This window comes from Psychromonas arctica (assembly GCF_038155225.1).
Lineage (GTDB): Bacteria > Pseudomonadota > Gammaproteobacteria > Enterobacterales > Psychromonadaceae > Psychromonas > Psychromonas arctica_B.
Genome location: NZ_JBAKBA010000001.1, coordinates 214953 through 236714 on the forward strand (window position 1 = coordinate 214953; position 21762 = coordinate 236714).

Sequence of the window (21762 nt, forward strand, 5' to 3'; positions counted from 1 at the left end):
ATGGGTTTTTTGAACTTAATTTAAGTGTAGAGGGGCAGGGGATAGTGGCATATACCTAAATTATGGGGTTTTAAATTCTTTGAGTTTTAGGCATTTTTATCGAAATATACCTAGATTATGGGGTACGAGTGATTTTTTTAAAAAGAGTCTTATTTACCTTAGGTTGTTATTAAATTATTTTATCATCATCTTTGAAGTTAGATTCATTTGAGCAAAGCGATATACAATTAATAAAGCATAAGCTTTTGATAATTAAGTTTAATTATCTATGAGTATGATTTTTATCCGTTTAAAAATTGAACATGAAATAGCGGTAACTGATGAACTTATAAGTATAGAATCAAAACCGAATACACCTTTATGTTTTAGCTGTAAATAAAAATTGAGAAAGTGGGTCCTCAAGTTCGATAACACTTGTGCTTTCGAGCGCTTCAATAAAAAGTCCAAATAACTCTTGAGATGAGCATACTTCGAGCTTTTTATAGATGTTTTTCGAATGAGTTTGAACAGTTGATGGAGAGATATTCATTATTTTTGAGATCCCTTTTACAGAGTACCCTTTTAACAATAAACGTGTTACTTCGACTTCCCTATTGGTTAATTGTGATGTGCCAAATGCCAAAAATCGTTGCTCAAGCTGCATATGAAAAATTTCACTATCTTTTTGTTTTTTGTAAATATCTTTAATGTCATTTTTAATGCACTTTCCGATAGAAGAGCGGATAAAGGGAAGCATTTTTTTTAACCCGTTACGGTCTTCATCTGAAAAGTTAGGTCTATTTTGATGTCTCCCTAAAGAATAATGTATAACCATGTCATCTGTAAATTGGAAGATATATCTACCTATATCTTTAAACTCCCAAGCATCATACTGTTTTGAAAAATACTCTGTTTTTTCAAAATCTGCAGATGTTATATCGGACATTAAATAAAAGCCATCTCTTGAATATGAATCCCAAAACTCACAATAAGGATCAAGTAAATATGCACCAGAAAAGTAGATAGAAGCGGGGTCATGTACATTATTTAAAAGTAAAGATGTTTCAATCGATTTAAATGGCTTTAAATTATTACCATTAGTCTTTTTGCCATATGCAAATAAAGTCGGAGAAGCGCCTCTTTTAAAAATAATAATCATGTAGTCATCAATACTAAAGTGCTTATCGAGTATCTTTGCGATTTTAGGAAGAACTTCTTTTGTTTCGCATGAATCTATAATATTTGCGATAAGGTTGTAATCTTCTATGCTCATTTTCTTAATTTAACCAATTTTATTATGTTGAAAAGTATTATCATTTAATAAAGTGACTATAAATGGTTCTAATGGGTATTACTTCAAGTTAGGGTAGAAGAAGCTTTATTAAAGCACTTTATATACTCAATGAAATAATATTCTATGCAGTCAAATAAGAAATATCATCTTTTTAGATATAATTATTATTACTCTTAACTATTTAGACTGAAATCTATTTAAATTTAGGTTTATTTTTCCACTAAATCAAACGCTACCTTAAAAGCACTTTGCAATAATTCAACTTTATTCGGTTCTATTGACACTTTTTTATGTACTAAAGATAAATTAAATTGATAAGTCAGTGTACTTGGTTGAATGATCCTGATTTCACCCATGTTTAATTCTTGTTGAATATAACTTTGTGGCATATACCCTAAGTATTGACCTGATAATATCATCGTTTTACGCATATCAAACTGGTACGCTTTAGCATTTAAATTTAATTTACTTAACTGCTTACGTCCATTTTCTTCAACATCAATACCTGGATGAATGGTGGAGGCAGAGGCTAAATCTTCAGGTGTGATGTGAGTATCAACCTTGTTAAAGAAAGGGTGCTTTTTACCACAACAAAGATAGATAGGTTCACTAGTTAAAGGTGTGTAACTCAAGCCTTCAATCTTTTGGTAACCAGGAAATATGCCAATATGTGCTTTATCTTTAAGTAATAATTTTTCAATGTTAGAAATAGAATCTCCATCTAACGTAATATGTAAATTAGGCGCTTTGCAATGAACAATTTCAATCATATTAGCTAATTTTTTTTGCTTATTTTTATCTAGTTGATCTGCACATAAAATAACTATTTCACCACTAAGCTCTTTACCTAATGTGCCGACTATTAATGAGAAATCATTTAATGAGTCAAATAAATTAATAACCGCTCGATAGACTAATTGACCTTCTTCGGTTAATGAGAAGCCTCCTCGCCCACGCATACAAAGTTTTAATTTCATTCGCGTTTCAAGGTTAGACATATGAACACTAATCGTCGAGCGGGTAATTCTAAGCGCTTTTTCAGCAGCAGAAAACCCACCGTGCTCTACAACTGAAACAAAAATACGTAATAACCGTAAATCATATTCAGCGATGGGTTTGGGAATGATCGAATGAGTGTTCATAAATTCTCTAATGTTTTATTTAGTTAAACCTTTAGGTTGATAGTTTTATATTTAACATGACTTAAATTTAGTATTCAATAGCTAAACATTAAATCGTAGAGGTTATTTATGCTGAATCATCAAGACTTAGGTTTACAAGATAAACAATTAATTAAACATTTTTCTTATATCAATGGCAGTTGGCACAGTAGTGAATTACAAATTGATGTGACTAACCCTGCGAATGGAGAGGTGATTGCTCGAGTTGCTAATGCGGGTGTTGCTGAAACTGAATTAGCCATCAAATCGGCAAATGACGCATTTAAAATGTGGTCATCAAAGTCAGCAAATGAACGTGCTGTCATTATGAAAAACTGGTTTGATTTAATGATTCAACATCAAGACGATTTAGCGCGAATATTAACGTTAGAGCAAGGTAAACCTATTGCAGAAGCAAAAGGTGAAATAGCCTACGGTGCTGCATTTATTGAATGGTTTGCTGAAGAAGGGAAGCGTATTTATGGTGATACCATCCCAGGTCCTTCTAACGATAAACGTATTATTGTGATCAAACAACCCGTTGGTGTCGTCGCATCAATTACCCCATGGAATTTCCCTAATGCAATGATTTCACGCAAAGCAGCAGCTGCATTAGCGGCTGGTTGTACTTTTGTTGTGCGTCCAGCAACACAAACACCACTTTCTGCGTTGGCTATGGCTGAATTAGCAGAGCGAGCGGGTATACCGGCAGGTGTTTTTAATGTCGTTGTAGGTGATGATGCAAGAGGGATGGGCGAAGTCTTAACCCAGCATCCTGATGTTGATAAATTTACTTTTACTGGTTCAACTGCGGTGGGTAAGTCCTTGATCAGCCAATGTGCAACATCGGTAAAAAAAGTATCGATGGAGTTAGGAGGTAATGCGCCTTTTATTGTATTTAATGATGCAGATATTGATGCCGCAGTAAAAGGGGCGTTAATGTCTAAATATCGTAATGCGGGTCAAACCTGTGTCTGTACGAATCGTATTTTTGTACAAAGCAAAGTGCTTGAAGACTTTATTGAAAAATTTACTGCCGCTGTATCTGCATTAACGATTGGTGATGGCCTAATTGACGGCATTAATATTGGTCCGATGATTTCAAGTCAAGCTGTGGAGGGGGTTGATAAGTTAGTAAAAGAGTCTGTTGCTGCTGGGGCTAAAGTCATATTGGGTGGGGAAATTGATAAAGCTGGAAATGCTTTTTATCAACCTACTATTTTAACTAACGTGACTAACGATATGCCCATTGCAAGCAATGAAATATTTGGTCCAGTGTCACCAATTATTAGTTTTGAAGATGAAGACGAAGTGATCACGATGGCAAATGATACTGAGTATGGCTTGGCTGCTTACTTTTACGCTCGCGATATTGGGTTAATTTGGCGAGTGGCTGAAAACCTAGAGTATGGCATGGTAGGCATCAATGAAGGTGCAATTTCCAATGCAGCTGCTCCATTTGGTGGTGTAAAACAATCTGGTAATGGACGTGAAGGTTCAAAATATGGATTAGACGATTACTTAGAAATTAAATATTTATGTTTAGGTGGTTTAGATAAATAAACATGGTGAGTTAATCGAAATACTTTGATCATGAAAATAATAATATTAGGTGAATAAAATGAACAATACGGACTTACAAAACAGAAAAGTAAAAGTAATTGCACGTGGCCAAGGTAACGTTTATCCAGTGTATGTTGAGCGAGCGAAGAACGCTGAAATTTGGGACGTTGAAGGTAATCGTTATATTGATTTTGGTACTGGTATTGCTGTCTGTAATACCGGTCATAGCCATCCTAAAGTGATTGATGCCGTTAAAAATCAAATAGATAAATTTAGTCATACTTGTGTCATGGTAAACCCTTATGAAAGTGCCGTTGAATTAGCTGAAAAATTAATTGAAATAGCGCCTGGTGGGTCAGATAAAAAAGCGATTTTTGTTACAACAGGGGCTGAAGCCGTAGAAAATTGTGTGAAAATCGCACGAGCACATACAGGGCGTAGAGGTGTTATTGCATTTAATGGTGGGTTTCATGGTCGTACTAATTTAACCATGGCATTAACTGGGAAAATAACGCCTTACAAACATCTGTTTGGTCCATTTCCTGGGGACATTTTCCATGCCCCTTTTCCAATAGAGTCTCATGGCATTTCTGTTAATGACTCTCTGAAAGCGATCGCTAATTTATTTAAAGTGGATATATCTCCAACGGATGTAGCTGCTATTATTGTTGAACCAGTACAAGGCGAAGGCGGTTTTTATTCTGCTCCTACTGAGTTCTTAGTTGCTTTACGCAAGTTGTGTGATGAACATGGAATTGTTTTAATCGCAGATGAAATTCAAACGGGTTTTGGACGTACAGGTAAAATGTTTAATATGGAATATTCTAATGTTGAACCCGATTTAATTACCATGGCAAAAGGGATCGCTGGCGGCTTTCCAATTTCCGCTGTTGTCGGCAAAAGTGAGATCATGGATGCGCCATTACCAGGCGGATTAGGAGGCACTTATGGCGGTTCTCCTGTTGCCTGTACTGCTGCTTTAGCTGTACTAGAAGTGATTGAAGAAGAAAACTTAGTTCAACGTTCAAATGAAATTGGAGCTATTTTCAACGAGAAATTAACCTTATTAAAAAACCAACATCCAGAACTTATTTCAGATGTGAGAAATAAAGGGGCAATGATTGCTATAGAGTTAATGACTGATGGTGATATTGAACAGCCAAATAGTGCATTAACACAAGCCATTATCGCCAATGCAGCTAAGTATGGTTTGGTGTTATTAGCCTGTGGATTTTATGGTAATGTGATCCGTTTTTTACCTGCGTTGACAGCAAGTAATGAGATCGTTGAAGAAGGATTAGAACAATTTACTAAACTGTTTAAATCGTTATGTTAATAGAATGTTTTAATCGTATTAAATAGAAGATATAAAGAGAAATCTATCTGATGTTATTAGATTTCTCTTTTTTAATTCTGTCTTACCAAATTGCATTCCGCTCATTTTATCTCGTCCAAAACAGTCTGCTTTTAAATAATAGCTATATCTTTCTACATTTCAAAAATCTGTACATCTTCTGAAGCTTTTAAATCCCAGATATTTCTTTAGATACTGATATTAATTGATAACTAAATGAATAATTGATAATTCTTATTTGAAAGAGCACTACGTAAGCTTAATTAAAATAGAACGTTTTGGTGCAATTTACTTTTTATGATCCTTTATGGTGCACCAATTAGATCAATAAGAATTCCTGAATATATCTATCTCATTGTAATTATTGATTATTGTTAATTGGCATTATATTTGCTGTATTTTAAATTCTCGTATGAGAGATATTGGCAATTAACGTTGCCGTATCTACAATTTGGTAATAGACATCTAGGGTTCCGGCTTTTTAAGCGACTGGACCGAGAGTTGTCGACCTTTATTATCTAAAGGTTACACGGAGGGATAAAAGCCCGGGAGAAGATTAGAGCAATGTCTCTCATGCTTTTTCAGTGTAATTAAGGATAAATATATGGAACTTACTAAATACTTACGTCACTCTGCTACAAAATTATTCACTATCGGCACACTATGTTGTGCTGTCATTCTTACCCCCTCTACTGCAGTTGCAGAAACAAAATCAACATTTCGCTTAGCTTGGACTATTTATGTCGGTTGGATGCCTTGGGATTATGGTAATGCATCGGGCATTGTTAAAAAGTGGGCAGATAAATACGATATTGATATCGAAGTGGTACAAGTTAATGATTATGTCGAATCAATTAATCAATATACCGCAGGTGGCTTTGATGCAACGGTTATGACCAATATGGATGCATTAACGATTCCTGCCGCGAGTGGTGTTGATTCTACAGCGGTTGTTATTGGTGATTTCTCAAATGGTAATGATGGTGTTGTGCTCAAGGGCGATAAAACACTAGCAGATATTAAAGGCCAAAACGTTAACTTAGTAGAGTTAAGTGTTTCCCATTATTTATTAGCTCGTGCATTGGATTCGGTTTCATTAACCGAACGAGATGTACGTGTTGTTAATACGTCAGATGCAGATCTTGTTGCTGCATTTACCACTGACGATGTGACTTCAGTTACTACTTGGAACCCTCTGCTAAGTGAAATCACTGCAATGCCAAATACAAGCAAAGTATTTGACTCTTCAATGATCCCTGGTGAAATTATTGATCTATTAATGGTTAATACAAAAACACTTGCGGATAACCCTAAGCTAGGTAAAGCCTTAACAGGTGCTTGGTATGAAATTATGGACACCATGCAAGGTAGTAGTAAAAAAGCGATTGATGCAAGAACCTTGATGGCTGAAGCTTCTGGAACTGATTTAGCTGGATACGATGCCCAACTTGCGTCTACAAAAATGTTTTTTAACGCCGAAGACGCAGTTGCATTTAACAATAGCGCTGAGCTAAAAAATACCATGAGCAAAGTGGCAGAGTTTTCATTTGAACACGGTTTATTAGGTGAAGGTGCAAGTGATGCTAAGTTTATCGGTATAGAAACGCCAAGTGGTGTTTATGGCAATAAGCAAAATATAAAGTTACGTTTTGACCCTTTATATATGCAAATGGCCATCGATAAAAAACTATAAGGCTGACCTTATGCGTCTGATGAATAGTAAGCCAAGTCGCTCAATGCGACTTGCTTTAAACCTACTACCTTTTGTTCTCTTGTTAATTATCTATACGCTGGCATCAGATGCTCGTTTATTAGAAAATCCAAGTGACAAACTGTTACCTTCATGGTCAAGCTTTGCCGATGCAATACAGCGTATGGCATTTGAACCGAGTAAACGTACCGGCGAATATCTGTTATGGGTTGATACTATCTCAAGCTTGCAACGTTTATTACTGGGTGTTGGTATTAGTGCATTGATCGGCTTAGTGATTGGTGTTGCTAATGGCATGTTGCCTTTATTTCGAGCAACGTTATCACCTTTAGTTACCGCTGTTTCTTTAATCCCACCGATGGCAATATTACCTATATTGTTCATTGTGTTTGGTTTAGGAGAGCTATCAAAAGTCATGCTTATTATTATTGGTATCTGTCCGATCCTAATACGTGATTTACAGCTACGTACACAATCACTACCCGTTGAGCAGTTATTAAAAGCACAGACCTTAGGTGCCAACACTTGGCAAATCATGGTCAGAGTAGTGTTACCACAAGTACTACCACCATTATTAAATGCAGTACGTTTAACGCTAGGTAGTGCATGGTTGTTCTTAATTGCAGGGGAGGCCATCGCAGCCACCGAAGGGTTAGGATATCGTATTTTTTTAATTCGTCGTTATTTAGCGATGGATGTGATTTTGCCTTATGTACTTTGGATTGCAGTATTAGCTTTTTTAATGGACACCATTTTACGATTAATTTCTAAACGCGCTTTTCCTTGGTATCACGGCAAAAGAGGGGAAGAGTAATGAATGATTCATCTGTTGAAAAAACAACTCAACCCATTATTGAAATCAAACAAGTATGGAAAGAGTACGGCGACCATATCGTTCTTGAGAAACTTAACTTAAATGTACAAGCAGGGGAGTTTGTTAGCATTGTTGGCGCATCAGGTTGTGGTAAAACAACGTTGTTAAATATGTTGTTAGGGACAGAGTCTCAAAGTAGAGGTGAAATTTTACTTGATGGCGAGCCTATGCCAACAGAACCTAATGCGACGCGAGGAATCGTGTTTCAGAAATATTCTGCTTTTCCGCATCTAAATGCATTAGAAAATGTGATGTTAGGAGCTGAGTTCGCTGATGCACCTTTACTTGGTAAAGTATTTGGCACTCCACGTAAAAAAATTAAAGAACAAGCACTAGAGATGTTAACGGCTGTTGGTTTGGCTGACGCAGCAATGCGTTACCCAAATGAATTATCAGGCGGCATGCAACAGCGTTTAGCGATTGCGCAAGCGTTAATAAAAGAACCTCGTATTTTGTTACTTGATGAACCTTTTGGTGCACTCGATCCGGGTATTCGGAAAGATATGCACAAATTAGTGAGCGAGTTATGGCAAAAACGTGGCTTAACTATCTTTATGATCACCCATGATTTGTCTGAAGGCTTTAGTTTAGGATCTCGCGTCTGGGTGTTAGATAAACCACGAATCGACCCACAACAGCCAGAACGCTACGGAGCACAAATCGTTTACGATATTGCGCTTAACGCTACACAAGCTATGCCATCATCAATACAAACATTAATAGAAAAACAAGCAACAGCCAAAAGTGCTGTTCAGGAGAATACTCATGAGTAATACATCACTGTCACAAGAGCAGTTACCATCACAACAGCAATCAAGCATCATTTATGAAGATACCATTCCTGGTGCAAGTCATTGGTCAATGGTTATTCCTGCTGGGCAAATATTGTCACTAACCGATATCGAAGGCGGTGCCAATGTGTCTATGTTGTTTTATAACCCCCAAAATTTACTAGAACGCTATAACGCACCAGATACGTTGAAGTGTCAGCACACTTTTAAATTAACGCATGGGCATTGTTTGTATTCAGATATGGGGCGTATTTTTTGCTCTATTGTTCGCGATGATACCCAGTGGATTGATAGTGTCGGCGGTGTCGCCAATAAACAAAAAGTAGCTGATAAATGGGGCGCAAGAAACTATCAAGGCGATCGTAATGCTTGGTTGCAGAATGGATACGATAGTTTGTTAGTAGAAGTGGCTAAATATGGATTAGGTAAACGAGATTTAGCGGCGAATATTAATATTTTTAGCCAAGTTAAGACTAATGACGAAGGCGATTTAAGTTTTGTGACTGACCATAGTAAAGCAGGTGATGTTGTTGAATTACGTTTTGAAATGGAAACCTTAGTGGTCTTTACAACGTGTCCTCACCCAATGAACCCTGCAACAGACTACCCCAATCGCGCGGTACAACTTGCTCTACGTACTGCCACAGCAATGAGTGCTGACGATAAATGCTTAAATTCTAGTGACGAAAATGGACGTGGTTTTGAAAATAATCGTCGCTATAACTTTCAATCTGCTCATCAAACATTTAATCAACAGCATAATTGTCAGCATGAACATACTCATTCACACCATAGCCATACTGCGAAACAAGGAGCATAACCATGATTACTTCAAGCCAATTAAAAGCTGAAAATGCAACACGAAGCGATACTGTGCCTGCAGGTGATTACTACATGCAAGTACTTAAAGCAGGGCAAACCTTGCGTATTTTAGATCTCGAAGGTAACCAAGCTGCAGATACTTTATTTTACAACGCAGATGATCCAAGTGAACGTTATAGCTGCATGGATACCATTCGCGAACAAGGTAATGTGTATTTAACAGCGGGTACCAAGTTATTGTCTAATGACGGTAATGAAATGTTAGAAATTACTGCTGATACTTGTGGTCGCCACGATACCTTAGGTGGTGCTTGTTCAACAGAAAGTAATACCGTGCGTTACGCGATTGAAAAAAAGTGTATGCATGCTTGCCGTGATAGTTGGTTGCTCGCTGTTGCTGAAAACCCACAGTATGGTTTAAGCAAACAAGATATTACCCATAATATTAACTTTTTTATGAATGTACCGGTTAATAAAGAGGGCGGTTTAAGTTTTGCTGATGGTATTAGTGGCGCCGGAAAGTACGTTGAGTTAACCGCAAAAATGGATGTAATTGTACTGCTTTCTAATTGTCCGCAATTGAATAATCCTTGTAATGCTTACAATCCAACACCAGTAGAAATGATTATCTGGGATTAAATTTTGGGCGATAAATCATAGCAATATGATTTAGTAATACGTTAAGGGGCTAACAAGGACGACCTTGTTAAAATGCTCAGATTATTTCGGGACGACCCGACCTGTTAAAGGTCAATATTATGCTTACTACACCCATAACTACACCAACTATTACGCCTACTAAAGCAACGCCTCAAATATTTACTAAAGTCTTGATTGCTAATCGTGGTGCTATTGCTTGTCGTATTATTCGTACATTATCAGCGATGGGCATCAAAAGTGTATCGATTTATAGTCTAGCCGATGCCGATAGCCTTCATGTTTCCCAAGCTGACGAAGCTTTCTCATTAGGGGAAGGAGGCGCAAAACAAACTTATCTTGATATTCAAAAAGTGATCGCCATTGCAAAACAGTGTGGTGCACAAGCGATTCATCCTGGTTATGGATTTTTAAGTGAAAATGTTGATTTTGTACAAGCCTGTGAAGAAAATGAGGTGATCTTTTTAGGACCAACCTCGCAACAAATGTTGGAGTTTGGTCTTAAACATCGTGCCCGTGAAATCGCAGAACAAGCCAACGTGCCGCTATTACCTGGCAGTGATTTATTAGCAGATATCGATGATGCGTTAACTTGTGCAGAAAAAATTGGTTACCCAGTGATGTTAAAAAGTACTGCTGGTGGCGGTGGTATTGGTATGCAGCGTTGTAATAGCGCAGAAGAGTTAAACCAAGCATACGATTCAGTTAAAAGGTTAAGTGAAAATAACTTTAGTAACAGTGCATTATTTTTAGAAAAATTTATCGTTCAAGCTCGTCATATTGAAGTACAAGTGTTTGGTGATGGTGAAGGTCATGCGATTGCGTTAGGAGAGCGAGATTGTTCTGCACAACGTCGTAACCAAAAAGTAATTGAAGAATGTCCAGCTCCAAATTTAGACGACGCTTTACGCAAAGAGTTACACCGCACAGCAACACGCTTAGCAGCCTCAGTAAACTATCGTAGTGCAGGCACAGTGGAATTTGTATTTGACCAACAAGCACAGCAATTTTACTTTTTAGAAGTGAATACACGTTTACAAGTAGAGCATGGTGTAACTGAGTTAGTGTATAACGTTGACTTGGTTAATTGGATGGTCAGCTTAGCGGCAAAACAATTAGCACCATTAGTTGAACTCGAACAAAATTTAGTCGCCAAAGGCCATGCCATTCAAGTACGTTTATATGCAGAAGATGCGAACAAATCTTTCCAACCAAGTGCGGGATTAATTAGCCATGTTAAATGGGCGACAGAGGTTGAACAGGGTACATTACGCATTGATCATTGGTTAGAAAGTGGCACTGAAGTCTCTCCCTTTTTTGACCCGATGTTAGCCAAAGTTATTTGTCACAGTGAGTCTCGTGAACAAGCATTAACGGGGCTAAAACAAGCGCTTATAAACAGTGAAATTTACGGTATTGAAACTAACAAAGATTACTTACATCAACTATTAAGTAGCAAAGTGGTTGAAGAGGCGAAGTTACTAACACAAACCCTCAACCAATTTGTATATTCACCTTGTTCTATTGACGTATTAAACGGTGGAACACAAACCACCATCCAAGATTACCCCGGTCGTAAAGGCTACTGGAATATTGGTGTACCACCTTCAGGTCCAATGGACAGCGTTAGCTTTCGTTTAGCCAATACATTATTAGGTAATAGCGATGAGGTCGCTGGTTTAGAAATTACGGTGAGTGGCCCAACATTACGCTTTAACAGCGCAACACGCATTGTATTAACCGGTTCAATAATCGACGCGTTGTTAGATGATGTAAGTGTTAGTAATGGTATGGTTATTAATGTACAAGCCGGACAAACGTTAACCTTAGGCAATATTAAAGGATCGGGTTCTCGCTGTTATTTATCTGTACAAGGTGGCATTCAATGTCCTGATTATTTAGGCAGTAAATCGACATTCACTTTAGGTCAATTTGGTGGTCATGCCGGTCGTGCTTTGCGTACGGGTGATGTATTACATATTGAAGAGGTGACTGAATGCACAGTTGAATGCACAGTTGAATTCACTGAACCGAAACAGGCTGCATTATTACCTGAGATTACCGATGATTGGACTATCCGCGTTATTTATGGACCACATGGTGCACCCGATTTCTTTTGCCCTGAAGATATTGATGCCTTCTTTGATGCTACGTGGAAAGTTCACTTTAACTCCAGTCGTACTGGTGTTCGTTTAATGGGGCCAAAACCTAAATGGGCACGTAATGACGGTGGTGAAGCGGGCTTACACCCTTCAAACATTCACGATAATGCTTATGCGGTAGGTACGATTGATTTCACTGGTGACATGCCTGTTATTTTAGGTCCAGACGGCCCAAGTTTAGGAGGCTTTGTTTGTCCTGTCACTATTATTAAAGCGGACTTATGGAAAGTTGGTCAGCTGAAAGCAGGTGCAAGCATTCGTTTTCAACCCGTATCAATCCTTGATGCACAACAGTTAGAAATACAACAAATTCAACAATTACAATCAGGGCAGTTTACTGAACAGAAAGCACCAACAGAATTACCTGAAACTGCGATTATCAAAAAGATTGATAAAACAGAACATAACGAACAAGTGGTTTACCGCGCAAGTGGTGAAGATTACCTATTAGTTGAATACGGCCAGCAAGTGTTGGATGTTGCATTGCGTTTCCGTGTCCATGCTTTGATGTTAAAGCTACAAGATATGAACATTGTTGGCATTGAAGAGTTAACGCCGGGGATCCGCTCACTGCAAGTCCATTACGATAATTTACAACTTCCGCTTGCTCAATTATTAACTCTATTAGCCGAAGCTGAACAAGCGTTAGGCGATATTAGCCAATTAACCGTGCCATCACGTATCGTGCATATTCCTTTATCTTGGGATGATTATGCAACACGTTTAGCGATTAAAAAATACGATGAATTAGTCCGTAAAGATGCACCATGGTGTCCTGATAACATTGAGTTTATTCGTCGCATTAATGGTTTAGATTCCGTTGAAGAAGTAAAAAAAATTGTCTTCAATGCCAGTTATTTAGTGATGGGATTAGGTGATGTGTATTTAGGAGCGCCAGTAGCAACGCCGCTCGATCCTCGCCATCGATTAGTGACTACAAAATATAATCCAGCTCGTACTTGGACACCAGAAAATGCCGTGGGTATTGGTGGTGCTTATTTATGTGTTTACGGAATGGAAGGACCTGGTGGTTATCAGTTTGTTGGTCGTACCTTACAAATGTGGAACCGTTATCGCAAAACTGCAGAATTTGAAAAACCATGGTTATTACGCTTCTTTGACCAAATTAAATTCTACCCTGTCAGCAGTGAAGAGCTAACTCAAATTCGTCATGATTTCCCTCGTGGTGATTACCCTCTGAAAATAGAAGAAACAACATTCAGCTTAGCGGAATATCAACAAAGTTTATGTGATGCCCAAGACTCGATAGTGACCTTCAAAGAGAAGCAACAAAAAGCCTTTGAAGCAGAACGTCAACGTTGGCAAGAAACAGGACAAGCTAACTTTGTTGCTGATGAAATGACGCAAGTAGAAACAGATGTGATCAGCTTAACGGCGGAGCAACGTAGTGTTGATAGCCATGTAGCAGGTAACATTTGGAAAATATTAGTAAAGCCAGGAGAAGAAGTGATTGCAGGGCAGCCGTTATTGATACTTGAAGCGATGAAAATGGAAATTGAAGTGGTTGCCCCAGCCGCAGGCATTGTTTCAAGCCTTGTACAAAAAGAAGGTGCACAAGTGCATGCAGGGCAACGATTATTAATTTTGGAGAAAAGCTAATGACTGAGATTAAGCAGACTATTAATAAGAAAGATAACATTGATAATAAAGATAACATTGATAATAAACAGGTTACTAATAAACAAACAAGTGAGGCTAAGAAAATGACAACACAAAACATGACGATCAGTGCCTTACAAGCAGCTTACCGTAGTGGCGAATTAACAGTAGAAACATTTTTAGTCGCTAAATTACAACAAGCCAAAGACGATCAAAATAACGTCTGGCTAAGTACGCTTTCTGAAACTCAGTTAACCGAGATGCTAACGTCATTAAGCAATAAGCTAAGCACCCAATCAATGGATGATTTACCGTTATATGGCGTACCTTTTGCTATCAAAGATAATATTGATTTAAGCCTATTACCGACTACAGCAGGTTGCGAAGCATATCGCTTTCAACCTCAGCAATCAGCGCAAGTCGTGCAATTATTAATAGAAGCAGGGGCGATTCCATTAGGTAAAACTAATTTAGACCAATTTGCCACTGGACTGGTGGGCGTGCGTAGCCCATGGGGTGCGGTTAAGAATAGTTTTGATCCTGACTATATTTCTGGTGGTTCAAGCTCTGGTAGCGCGGTTGCTGTTGCTAATGGCAACGTGAGTTTCTCATTAGGCACGGATACGGCAGGGTCAGGTCGAGTACCTGCGGCACTGAATAATATTGTAGGCTTAAAAGCGACCAAAGGGTTATTGAGTTGTACAGGTGTTGTACCGGCATGTAAAAGTTTAGATTGTGTGACTTTATTAGCGAATACGGTTGATGAGCTTAATCAGTTGTTAGATATTACTGCCAAGCAAGATGACAATGATTGTTACTCACGAGCAAACCTTGGTGCTGATGCGCCATACCAACCTGAGACAAGTTTTGAATCGTTAAAAATTGGCGTACCAGAACAAAGCCAATTGGCCTTTTTTGGCGATAAAAGTGCACAAGCTTTATTTGCTAGTACGGTTGAGCAATTAAAACAAGCTGGCGCAGAATTAGTGACTATCAATTTTCAGCCTTTTTTAGATGCTGCCACATTGCTTTATGAAGGACCTTGGGTAGCCGAACGTTACGCCGCTATTGAAGAGTTCTTTATTAAAGATCCTAAACAATGCCTACCAGTGATTGAAACTATTATCGGCGGGGCAACCGCACATTCGGCGGTGAGTGCTTTTAAAGCTATGTATAAATTACAAGCGTTTAAAGTACAGTGTGATGCGATTCTGGCGGAGTTAGATTGTGTTGTGACTCCAACTGCTGGCACGATTTATAGTATCGCAGAACTTGAAGCTAACCCAATCCAGTTAAATTCTAACTTGGGTTATTACACCAACTTTATGAATTTATTAGATTATGCCGCAATTGCTGTACCTGCTGGTTTCTTAGCATCAGGACTACCTTTTGGTGTGACCTTCTTTGGCCCTGCTTTTAGCGATCGTTTATTACTGAATACTGGCGCAAAATTACAACAACTGAATAACTTTACCTTAGGGGCAACTGGGCAAACGTTAAGTCAGGCAAATGCTAATAAAGTGCAAGTCAACGCATCCGCTGCTGAAATCGACATTGCTGTTTGTGGCGCACACCTTTCAGGTTTTCCACTTAATCATCAGTTAACAGAGCGCGGCGGTTATTTAGTAAAAAACACTAAAACGACTGCTGATTATCGCTTCTATGCATTGGCTGGTGGTCCTCCTTTTCGTCCGGGTTTAATTCGCGTGGCCGAACAAGGTGTGGCGATTGAAGTTGAAGTGTGGCGTTTACCCGCAAGTACGGTAGGCAGTTTTTTACAGGGCATAGGACAACCGTTAGGACTTGGAAAAGTCGAGCTAGAAGATGGCAGTTGGGTCACTAGTTTTATTTGCGAAGGTTATGCAATTAAAGACGCGACCGATATTAGTGATTTAGGTGGTTGGCGTGCTTATGCCGAACTGAATAAATAATTAACAGACATAAACGAAGTATAGAATTTATTAAGTTATTTCAAGATTAGCCTACATATTATTTTGTAGGCTAATTTTTAATTACGTAGCTGTTAACGCCACTGTAATCGTTAACATAATCACTTATTAGGATAATTTATTAAACTTATAACCAATGCCATAGACTGAGTTTATTGGGTCTACTTCAGGTGCGATATTGTTAATTTTTTTACGAATATTTTTAATATGAGTATCGATGTTACGGTCGGATATATCAAAGGTGTCACTGTAGGCATACACTAATATTTCTTCTCGGCTGAATACTCGACCGCTGTTTTCTAAAAAAAGTCGAACGATTAAAAACTCCCTTGGTGTTAAATCTAAAAACTGTCCTTTGAAGGTCACTTCAAAGGCGTTTATTTTCATTTCGAATCCAGAGTGTTTAATGACTTGTGTAGCATCAATCTCATTATTATTGCCGGCTCGGCGTAATACGGTTTTAACTCTCGCCATCACTTCCCTTGGACTAAATGGTTTACAAATATAATCATCTGCGCCAAATTCTAAGCCGAGTAGTTTATCAATTTCTTCGCCTTTTGCAGTGATCATGATGATAGGTAGTTCTGAGAAGGATCTGATTTTTTTGCATATTTCCAAGCCATCAATATCGGGTAACATTAAGTCAAGCAACATCAGGTCAATGCTATTATCTTCAACAAAACCAACTACCTCTTTACCGCTACAGTGGTGTTCGACTAAGTAACCTGCATTTTGACAATAAGCGATCAGTATCTCTGCTATATGGGCTTCGTCTTCAACAATGAGAATAGTCTGTTTTTTCATTATGTATAACTCCTATGCTCTGGCAATGTAATATGAATACTTAGTCCACCTAATGATGATTCGGAAGTGGTAATAGTACCTTGGTGAGCATCGACAATTTGTTTACATAAGGCTAAGCCTAAGCCAGAACCTCCATAATCTCGATTACGAGAAGGCTCTACGCGATAAAAGCGCTCAAACAATTTATCTTGGACATTTACCGGCACACCGGGGGCTGAATCTTGTATTTGAATATGCACTTGCTTAGCAATGATTTGTACTGATATTTGGATTTGTCCAAGTGCATCAGTATAACGGCAGCAGTTCTCGAAAAGGTTAACGAATAATTGTCGAATCCTATCTTTATCGGCTAGTACGATACATTTTTTATCTGCCATTAATTGGGCGACTTGTGAGCAATCGACTCGAAGTTCTTTTTGACTAAACTGAGCTGTAAAACTATCGGCTACTTGCAATAGTATTTGAATAGGGTTGAGCGATTCTTTTTTATAAGTGAGTCCACCTACGTCGGTAATAGAGAGCTGATAAAGGTCATTAACAATATGGCTCATGCTATCTATTTGATCTATAAACAGTTGAACACGCTGTTCATCTGCTACAAATATACCGTCTTGTACACCAATAAGTTGGCCTCTTAATACGGTTAATGGTGTCTTCAATTCATGTGTTACGTCTGACATCCATTTAAAACGGCTATGTTGATTTTTGTCTAAGGTGTCAGCTAGTACATTGACGTTGTCCGATAACAAAGCCAATTCGTCGTTTGTTTTCTTTTCGATTCTAATACGATAATCACCTTTAATTAAGGTGTAAGTACCTTCAATAAGCGAACTGATTGGCGCGACTAAATGCCTTGAAAATAACCAAGCAGTAAAGAATGACAGCACAATTACAATTAAAGCGATTACGTAATAACTTTTATATTGCTGTGCTAAAAATTGACTGCCAGGGCTACCTTTAGCCAATTCAGAGGGAATTAAGCTAATCCATCCAATAGTTTGTCCATTTAACTCAATTATTTCGCTATATGAGTTATCAGTTATTAATGGTTTGCCAATAACTACTTTTTTATCAACATCGTATAGGCTTAATCTTTGTTGTGTTTGTAACAAATGACTTAGTGCAGAGAGGCTATCATCAGCCTCAATATCATCCTTTGATTGTGACTTATTGCTCCCAGCTTTTGCTTTTGGCCCTAACATGGATTTCCAAAGAGGCTCATTTCCTTTTAATTCATTCCAATTGTCATTTTCTTGGTAGTAAGCAGTGATTCGGCTCTTTAAATCTGCAATTTTTTTATGTTCAGCTTCATTCACAAAGTCATTGAAGCTGGTGGATAAATTGATGGTTATTAATAGCAGCATTAAGCCCACAGCGACAAAACTGGTCAGGCAAAATGCAAAGAAAAATTTATAAAATAACTTCAATTTAATTCCTTTTTTATCATTAATATCACTGAGCAAGTGAGTTAATTTTATCGAATATAGCTCACTTTATTTCAAACTAACTGCTTGTAAATCTATGATACTAACCTCAGGTATTATCTGTTCGGTATGCATCTTATTAATCTCTAGACAATGCTTCTACCGGGTTAAGTTTAGCCGCATTTCGTGCTGGCAGATAACCAAATAAAACACCGATTAAAGTTGAGCAAGCAAATGCGGTAATGATTGAATTCGTTGAATAAATCATTTGAAAGTCACTGCTGCTCGAGGCAAAGATAAGGCCAATTAAAAAAGCCAATGAAATACCCAAAATACCACCGCAAATACAGACTAACACCGCTTCAATTAAAAATTGTCGTAAAATATCATGCTTACGAGCACCTACTGCCATTCGAATACCTATTTCACGGGTACGTTCAGTTACTGACACTAACATAATATTCATAACACCAATGCCCGCTACAATCAGTGAGATAAACGCTATGGTTGAAATAAGCATGGTCATCGTCGCTGACGTTTTCTCAATATTTGCTCGAATAGTATCGGTATTAACAGTAAAAAAGTCTTCAACACCATGACGCATCTTAATTAGCTTAATAATGCCTTGTTCAGCAGCGGTGCTAGATACGCTGTCATTAATTCGTACAGTAATATCATTAACATCATTTTGTCTAAAAATACGTGCTGATACCGTGGTGTAAGGGATCCACACATTTAGTGCATCAGTATTGCCAAAGGCACTTTCTCTTGGTTCTGTCACGCCAATCACTCTTACGGGTAGTTGACCGAGAAATATCACTTTACCGAGTGCTGATTCTTTTGGGAATAAAGAGGCGACAGTGTTTGAGTCGATGACGGCCACTTGAGCGAGGTCATCAACGCTATTTTCATCAAAATATTGGCCTTGCGCTAAAGTGTAACCATTTACTCTAAAATACTCAGAACCTACACCTTGTACTTCACCGGTGAGGGCTTGGTTGCTATAGCGAATTGCCACATCTGCTCTCACTGTTGGTGTAACACTATCAACAAATGGTAATGTTTTGAGAATCTCTGCATCACTGGCTGTTAACGTGCGTATCCGACCAGAACGGCGATCACCCAGTCCACTACCGGGTTTAATTTCAATCGTGTTGGTGCCCATTGATGCCATATTTTCTAGAACTGCTTGTTGAGAGCCATTACCCAGTGCGACAACGGAAACAACGGATGCGATACCAATAATAATGCCAAGCATGGTTAGAAACGTACGCAGTTTATGACTAGACATAGCAGTTAACGCCATTTTTAGCGCTTCAAGATAACGTGTCCAATCAAATAAACTGTTTATTGGGATAGTCGCCTTTTTCTCTTTTTTAAATTCGACTGAATTAACTGTTTCCGTTTTTGGGTTAGTGACGGTATCACTTTTTATTTCACCGTCTTTTATCTCAATAATACGATCAGCGAACTTCGCAACTTGTAAGTCATGGGTCACTAAGATAATGGTATGACCGTCTTTATGTAATTCTTGTAACAGCTTCATCATTTCTTCGCCGCTGCTACTATCAAGTGCACCTGTTGGTTCATCTGCTAAAATAACGTCGCCACCATTGACCAGTGCACGTGCAACGCTGACTCGTTGCTGCTGGCCACCACTTAATTGGCTTGGTTTGTGATCAAGCCTGTCACTCAACCCCAGTCGAGTCAGCAATGCTTCAGCTTTTGCTCGACGAGTCGCTTTATCTTCACTGGCATATAATGCTGGTACTTCCACATTCGCGACGGCAGAAAGGTCACCCAGTAGATGATAACGCTGAAATATAAAACCAAAATATTCACGGCGCAGTGCCGCTAATTGGTCTTCATCCATTTTAGACGTATCTTGACCATTAATCAGATACTGACCTGTCGAAGGCTTATCCAAACAACCTAATATATTCATTAAGGTTGACTTGCCTGAACCTGATGCTCCAACAATAGCGATCATTTCGCCTCTGTGAACTTTTAAACTCACGTCATTTAATACGGTAAGATCTTGTTCTCCAGCGCTAAATGTTCGGCTGACACCTGCAATTTCAAGTAGTACTTCATTCATAGATTAAAGCCCCACTTGTTTTTGACGGCCACCGGACTTACGGCTAGAGGTAGTGGCTTGATTTGCAGAGGATTGGCCGATAATAATTTCGTCACCTTCTTCAAGTCCTGATATTATTTGTGCATTAACACTGTTATTGATACCCACTTCAACATCACGGTACTCGACTTTATTATCTACTTTGACTGGTACTTGATAGCTATTCTGTTTGTTGGGCGTTTTGATCAGTACTTGAGCTGGAACCTGTAATACATCTGCAGCACTGTCTAAAATAATCGAGACCTGTGCAGTCATACCAATACGTAATAGCTGTTCAGGGTTGTCGACATCAAATAATGCATTGTAATAAATAGCATCACTGTCACCTATGCTCAGCTGACTATCATCGCCAGTCAATAACGTAGGGCCAGGCTCAATTGCACGTAATACTGCTGTGTATTTTTGTTTAGCATCACCAAGAATTGAAAAGTAAACTTGTTGCCCTGGTTTTATATGAATAACGTCTGCTTCTGATACTTCAGCTTTAATGGTCATGGTTGTAAGCTGCGCAAGTTCAACAATGCTAGGTGTTTCTTGATTGTTGCTGATAGTTTGACCTTGTTGTGCAGAAATATAAATAACAGTGCCATCGATAGGCGCAACGATTGTTGTATAACCTAATTCTAATTTGGCGTTATCGACACTGATCAACGCTTGTTCTTTTTGCGCTTCGATTTGTTCTAGTTCTGCGCTATATACGGTTAACGTTGCCTGCGCCGTGTCGAAAATGGACTGCGAAGCCACACCATTTTTAAACATGCTCTGTTGACGCTTAAATTCTGCTGTTGCTTCATATATTTGTGCTTGTTTTGCTCGGTATTGAGCATTGATAATATTAAGTGACGCTTGCGCTTCTTTTAACGTATTTTTTTGCGTCAAATTGTCTATTTGGGCAATTAAATCACCTTTTTTAACCTGATCGCCGAGATTAACTGCAATATTGTCTATTTGTCCTGAAGCTTGAGAACCTACATCAACGAGGGTATAGGGATAAAGTACACCATTTGTTAAGACTACATTTTCTATATTGCCTTTTTTCACAAAGTCGGTAGTAAAAACAAGGTTTTGTTCATTTTCTGCAAAGTAGTATTTAATCGAGAAACCAACTCCAACAGCGAACAATATTAATATCGTTAGATGCTTTATTTTTTTATTCATGACTTACCTAATCTTATTAGTAAAAGTAGAAGTGCTTCTATGAAAGCGATTAGGATAAGTATAAGGGACAAATATAGGTAAAAAATGGAGATGGAAAATAAATTAACTCTTTGTATTTTAATAACTATTTTTATTTTTTATACAATTGTGTGGTAATTGTGTAGATGTGTTTTATTTATTACTTTATCCATCAAGCGTTATAGTGCTTTTGTAAGCATTAAAAAAAAATAAGCTATTTTCAATTAAAAAAAGTAATCACAGCCTTTGATTCCATTAAACTTATCTCTGCACATTAGCGTCTTT

At 38.1% G+C, this 21762-nt stretch carries 15 protein-coding genes and 1 riboswitch; of the genes, 9 read left to right on the plus strand and 6 right to left on the minus strand.

Annotation, left to right across the window (positions count from 1 at the left end; all coding sequences use genetic code 11):
• Positions 1–358: 358 nt before the first annotated feature.
• Together V6255_RS01050 and V6255_RS01055 are read right to left on the minus strand one after the other, a co-directional pair.
• A complete protein-coding gene (locus V6255_RS01050; protein ID WP_341626470.1) occupies positions 359–1252 on the minus strand; it encodes a helix-turn-helix transcriptional regulator in 894 nt (297 codons plus the stop codon).
• Between the two features lie 230 nt (positions 1253–1482).
• Entirely contained in the window at positions 1483–2415 is a 933-nt protein-coding gene (locus V6255_RS01055) for a LysR family transcriptional regulator (protein ID WP_341626471.1), read from the minus strand.
• 108 nt (positions 2416–2523) lie between these two features.
• On the opposite strand from V6255_RS01055, the gene V6255_RS01060 reads away from it, so the two are divergent.
• From V6255_RS01060 to atzF, 9 genes are all read left to right on the plus strand, one after another.
• A complete protein-coding gene (locus V6255_RS01060; protein WP_341626472.1) occupies positions 2524–3996 on the plus strand; it encodes an NAD-dependent succinate-semialdehyde dehydrogenase in 1473 nt (490 codons plus the stop codon).
• Between the two features lie 58 nt (positions 3997–4054).
• Positions 4055–5332, plus strand: a complete 1278-nt coding sequence (gabT, locus tag V6255_RS01065) for a 4-aminobutyrate--2-oxoglutarate transaminase (protein ID WP_341626473.1) — start codon at positions 4055–4057, stop codon at positions 5330–5332.
• A 472-nt stretch (positions 5333–5804) separates the two neighbouring features.
• A riboswitch (guanidine-I (ykkC/yxkD leader) is annotated at positions 5805–5904 on the plus strand.
• Between the two features lie 50 nt (positions 5905–5954).
• Complete coding sequence (locus V6255_RS01070) at positions 5955–7043, plus strand: putative urea ABC transporter substrate-binding protein (RefSeq protein WP_341626474.1); 1089 nt, start codon at positions 5955–5957, stop codon at positions 7041–7043.
• Between the two features lie 10 nt (positions 7044–7053).
• Positions 7054–7875, plus strand: a complete 822-nt coding sequence (locus V6255_RS01075; RefSeq protein WP_341626475.1) for an ABC transporter permease — start codon at positions 7054–7056, stop codon at positions 7873–7875.
• Entirely contained in the window at positions 7875–8708 is an 834-nt protein-coding gene (locus V6255_RS01080) for an ABC transporter ATP-binding protein (RefSeq protein WP_341626476.1), read from the plus strand. The genes V6255_RS01075 and V6255_RS01080 overlap by 1 nt, the downstream gene beginning before the upstream one ends.
• Positions 8701–9546 carry an urea amidolyase associated protein UAAP1 gene (locus tag V6255_RS01085; RefSeq protein WP_341626477.1) on the plus strand — a complete coding sequence of 282 codons (846 nt, stop codon included), beginning with the start codon at positions 8701–8703 and terminating at the stop codon, positions 9544–9546. The genes V6255_RS01080 and V6255_RS01085 overlap by 8 nt, the downstream gene beginning before the upstream one ends.
• 2 nt (positions 9547–9548) lie before the next feature.
• Positions 9549–10187: an urea amidolyase associated protein UAAP2 gene (locus tag V6255_RS01090; protein ID WP_341626478.1), complete on the plus strand. Its 639-nt coding sequence runs from the start codon at positions 9549–9551 to the stop codon at positions 10185–10187.
• Between the two features lie 119 nt (positions 10188–10306).
• Entirely contained in the window at positions 10307–13987 is a 3681-nt protein-coding gene (uca, locus tag V6255_RS01095) for an urea carboxylase (protein ID WP_341626479.1), read from the plus strand.
• Complete coding sequence (gene atzF / locus V6255_RS01100; protein ID WP_341626480.1) at positions 13987–15918, plus strand: allophanate hydrolase; 1932 nt, start codon at positions 13987–13989, stop codon at positions 15916–15918. The genes uca and atzF overlap by 1 nt, the downstream gene beginning before the upstream one ends.
• Before the next feature lie 126 nt (positions 15919–16044).
• Here atzF and V6255_RS01105 read toward each other — a convergent pair whose 3' ends face one another.
• The 4 genes from V6255_RS01105 to V6255_RS01120 all read right to left on the minus strand — a co-directional run bounded on the left by V6255_RS01105 (position 16045) and on the right by V6255_RS01120 (position 21459).
• The gene (locus V6255_RS01105; protein ID WP_341626481.1) at positions 16045–16740 is read right to left on the minus strand and encodes a response regulator; all 696 of its coding nucleotides are present in this window, start codon (positions 16738–16740) and stop codon (positions 16045–16047) included.
• Entirely contained in the window at positions 16740–18167 is a 1428-nt protein-coding gene (locus V6255_RS01110; RefSeq protein ID WP_341626482.1) for an ATP-binding protein, read from the minus strand. The genes V6255_RS01105 and V6255_RS01110 overlap by 1 nt, the downstream gene beginning before the upstream one ends.
• A gap of 136 nt (positions 18168–18303) precedes the next feature.
• Positions 18304–20262 carry a MacB family efflux pump subunit gene (locus V6255_RS01115; protein ID WP_341626483.1) on the minus strand — a complete coding sequence of 653 codons (1959 nt, stop codon included), beginning with the start codon at positions 20260–20262 and terminating at the stop codon, positions 18304–18306.
• A 3-nt stretch (positions 20263–20265) separates the two neighbouring features.
• Entirely contained in the window at positions 20266–21459 is a 1194-nt protein-coding gene (locus tag V6255_RS01120; protein ID WP_341626484.1) for an efflux RND transporter periplasmic adaptor subunit, read from the minus strand.
• Between the last annotated feature and the right edge of the window lie 303 nt (positions 21460–21762).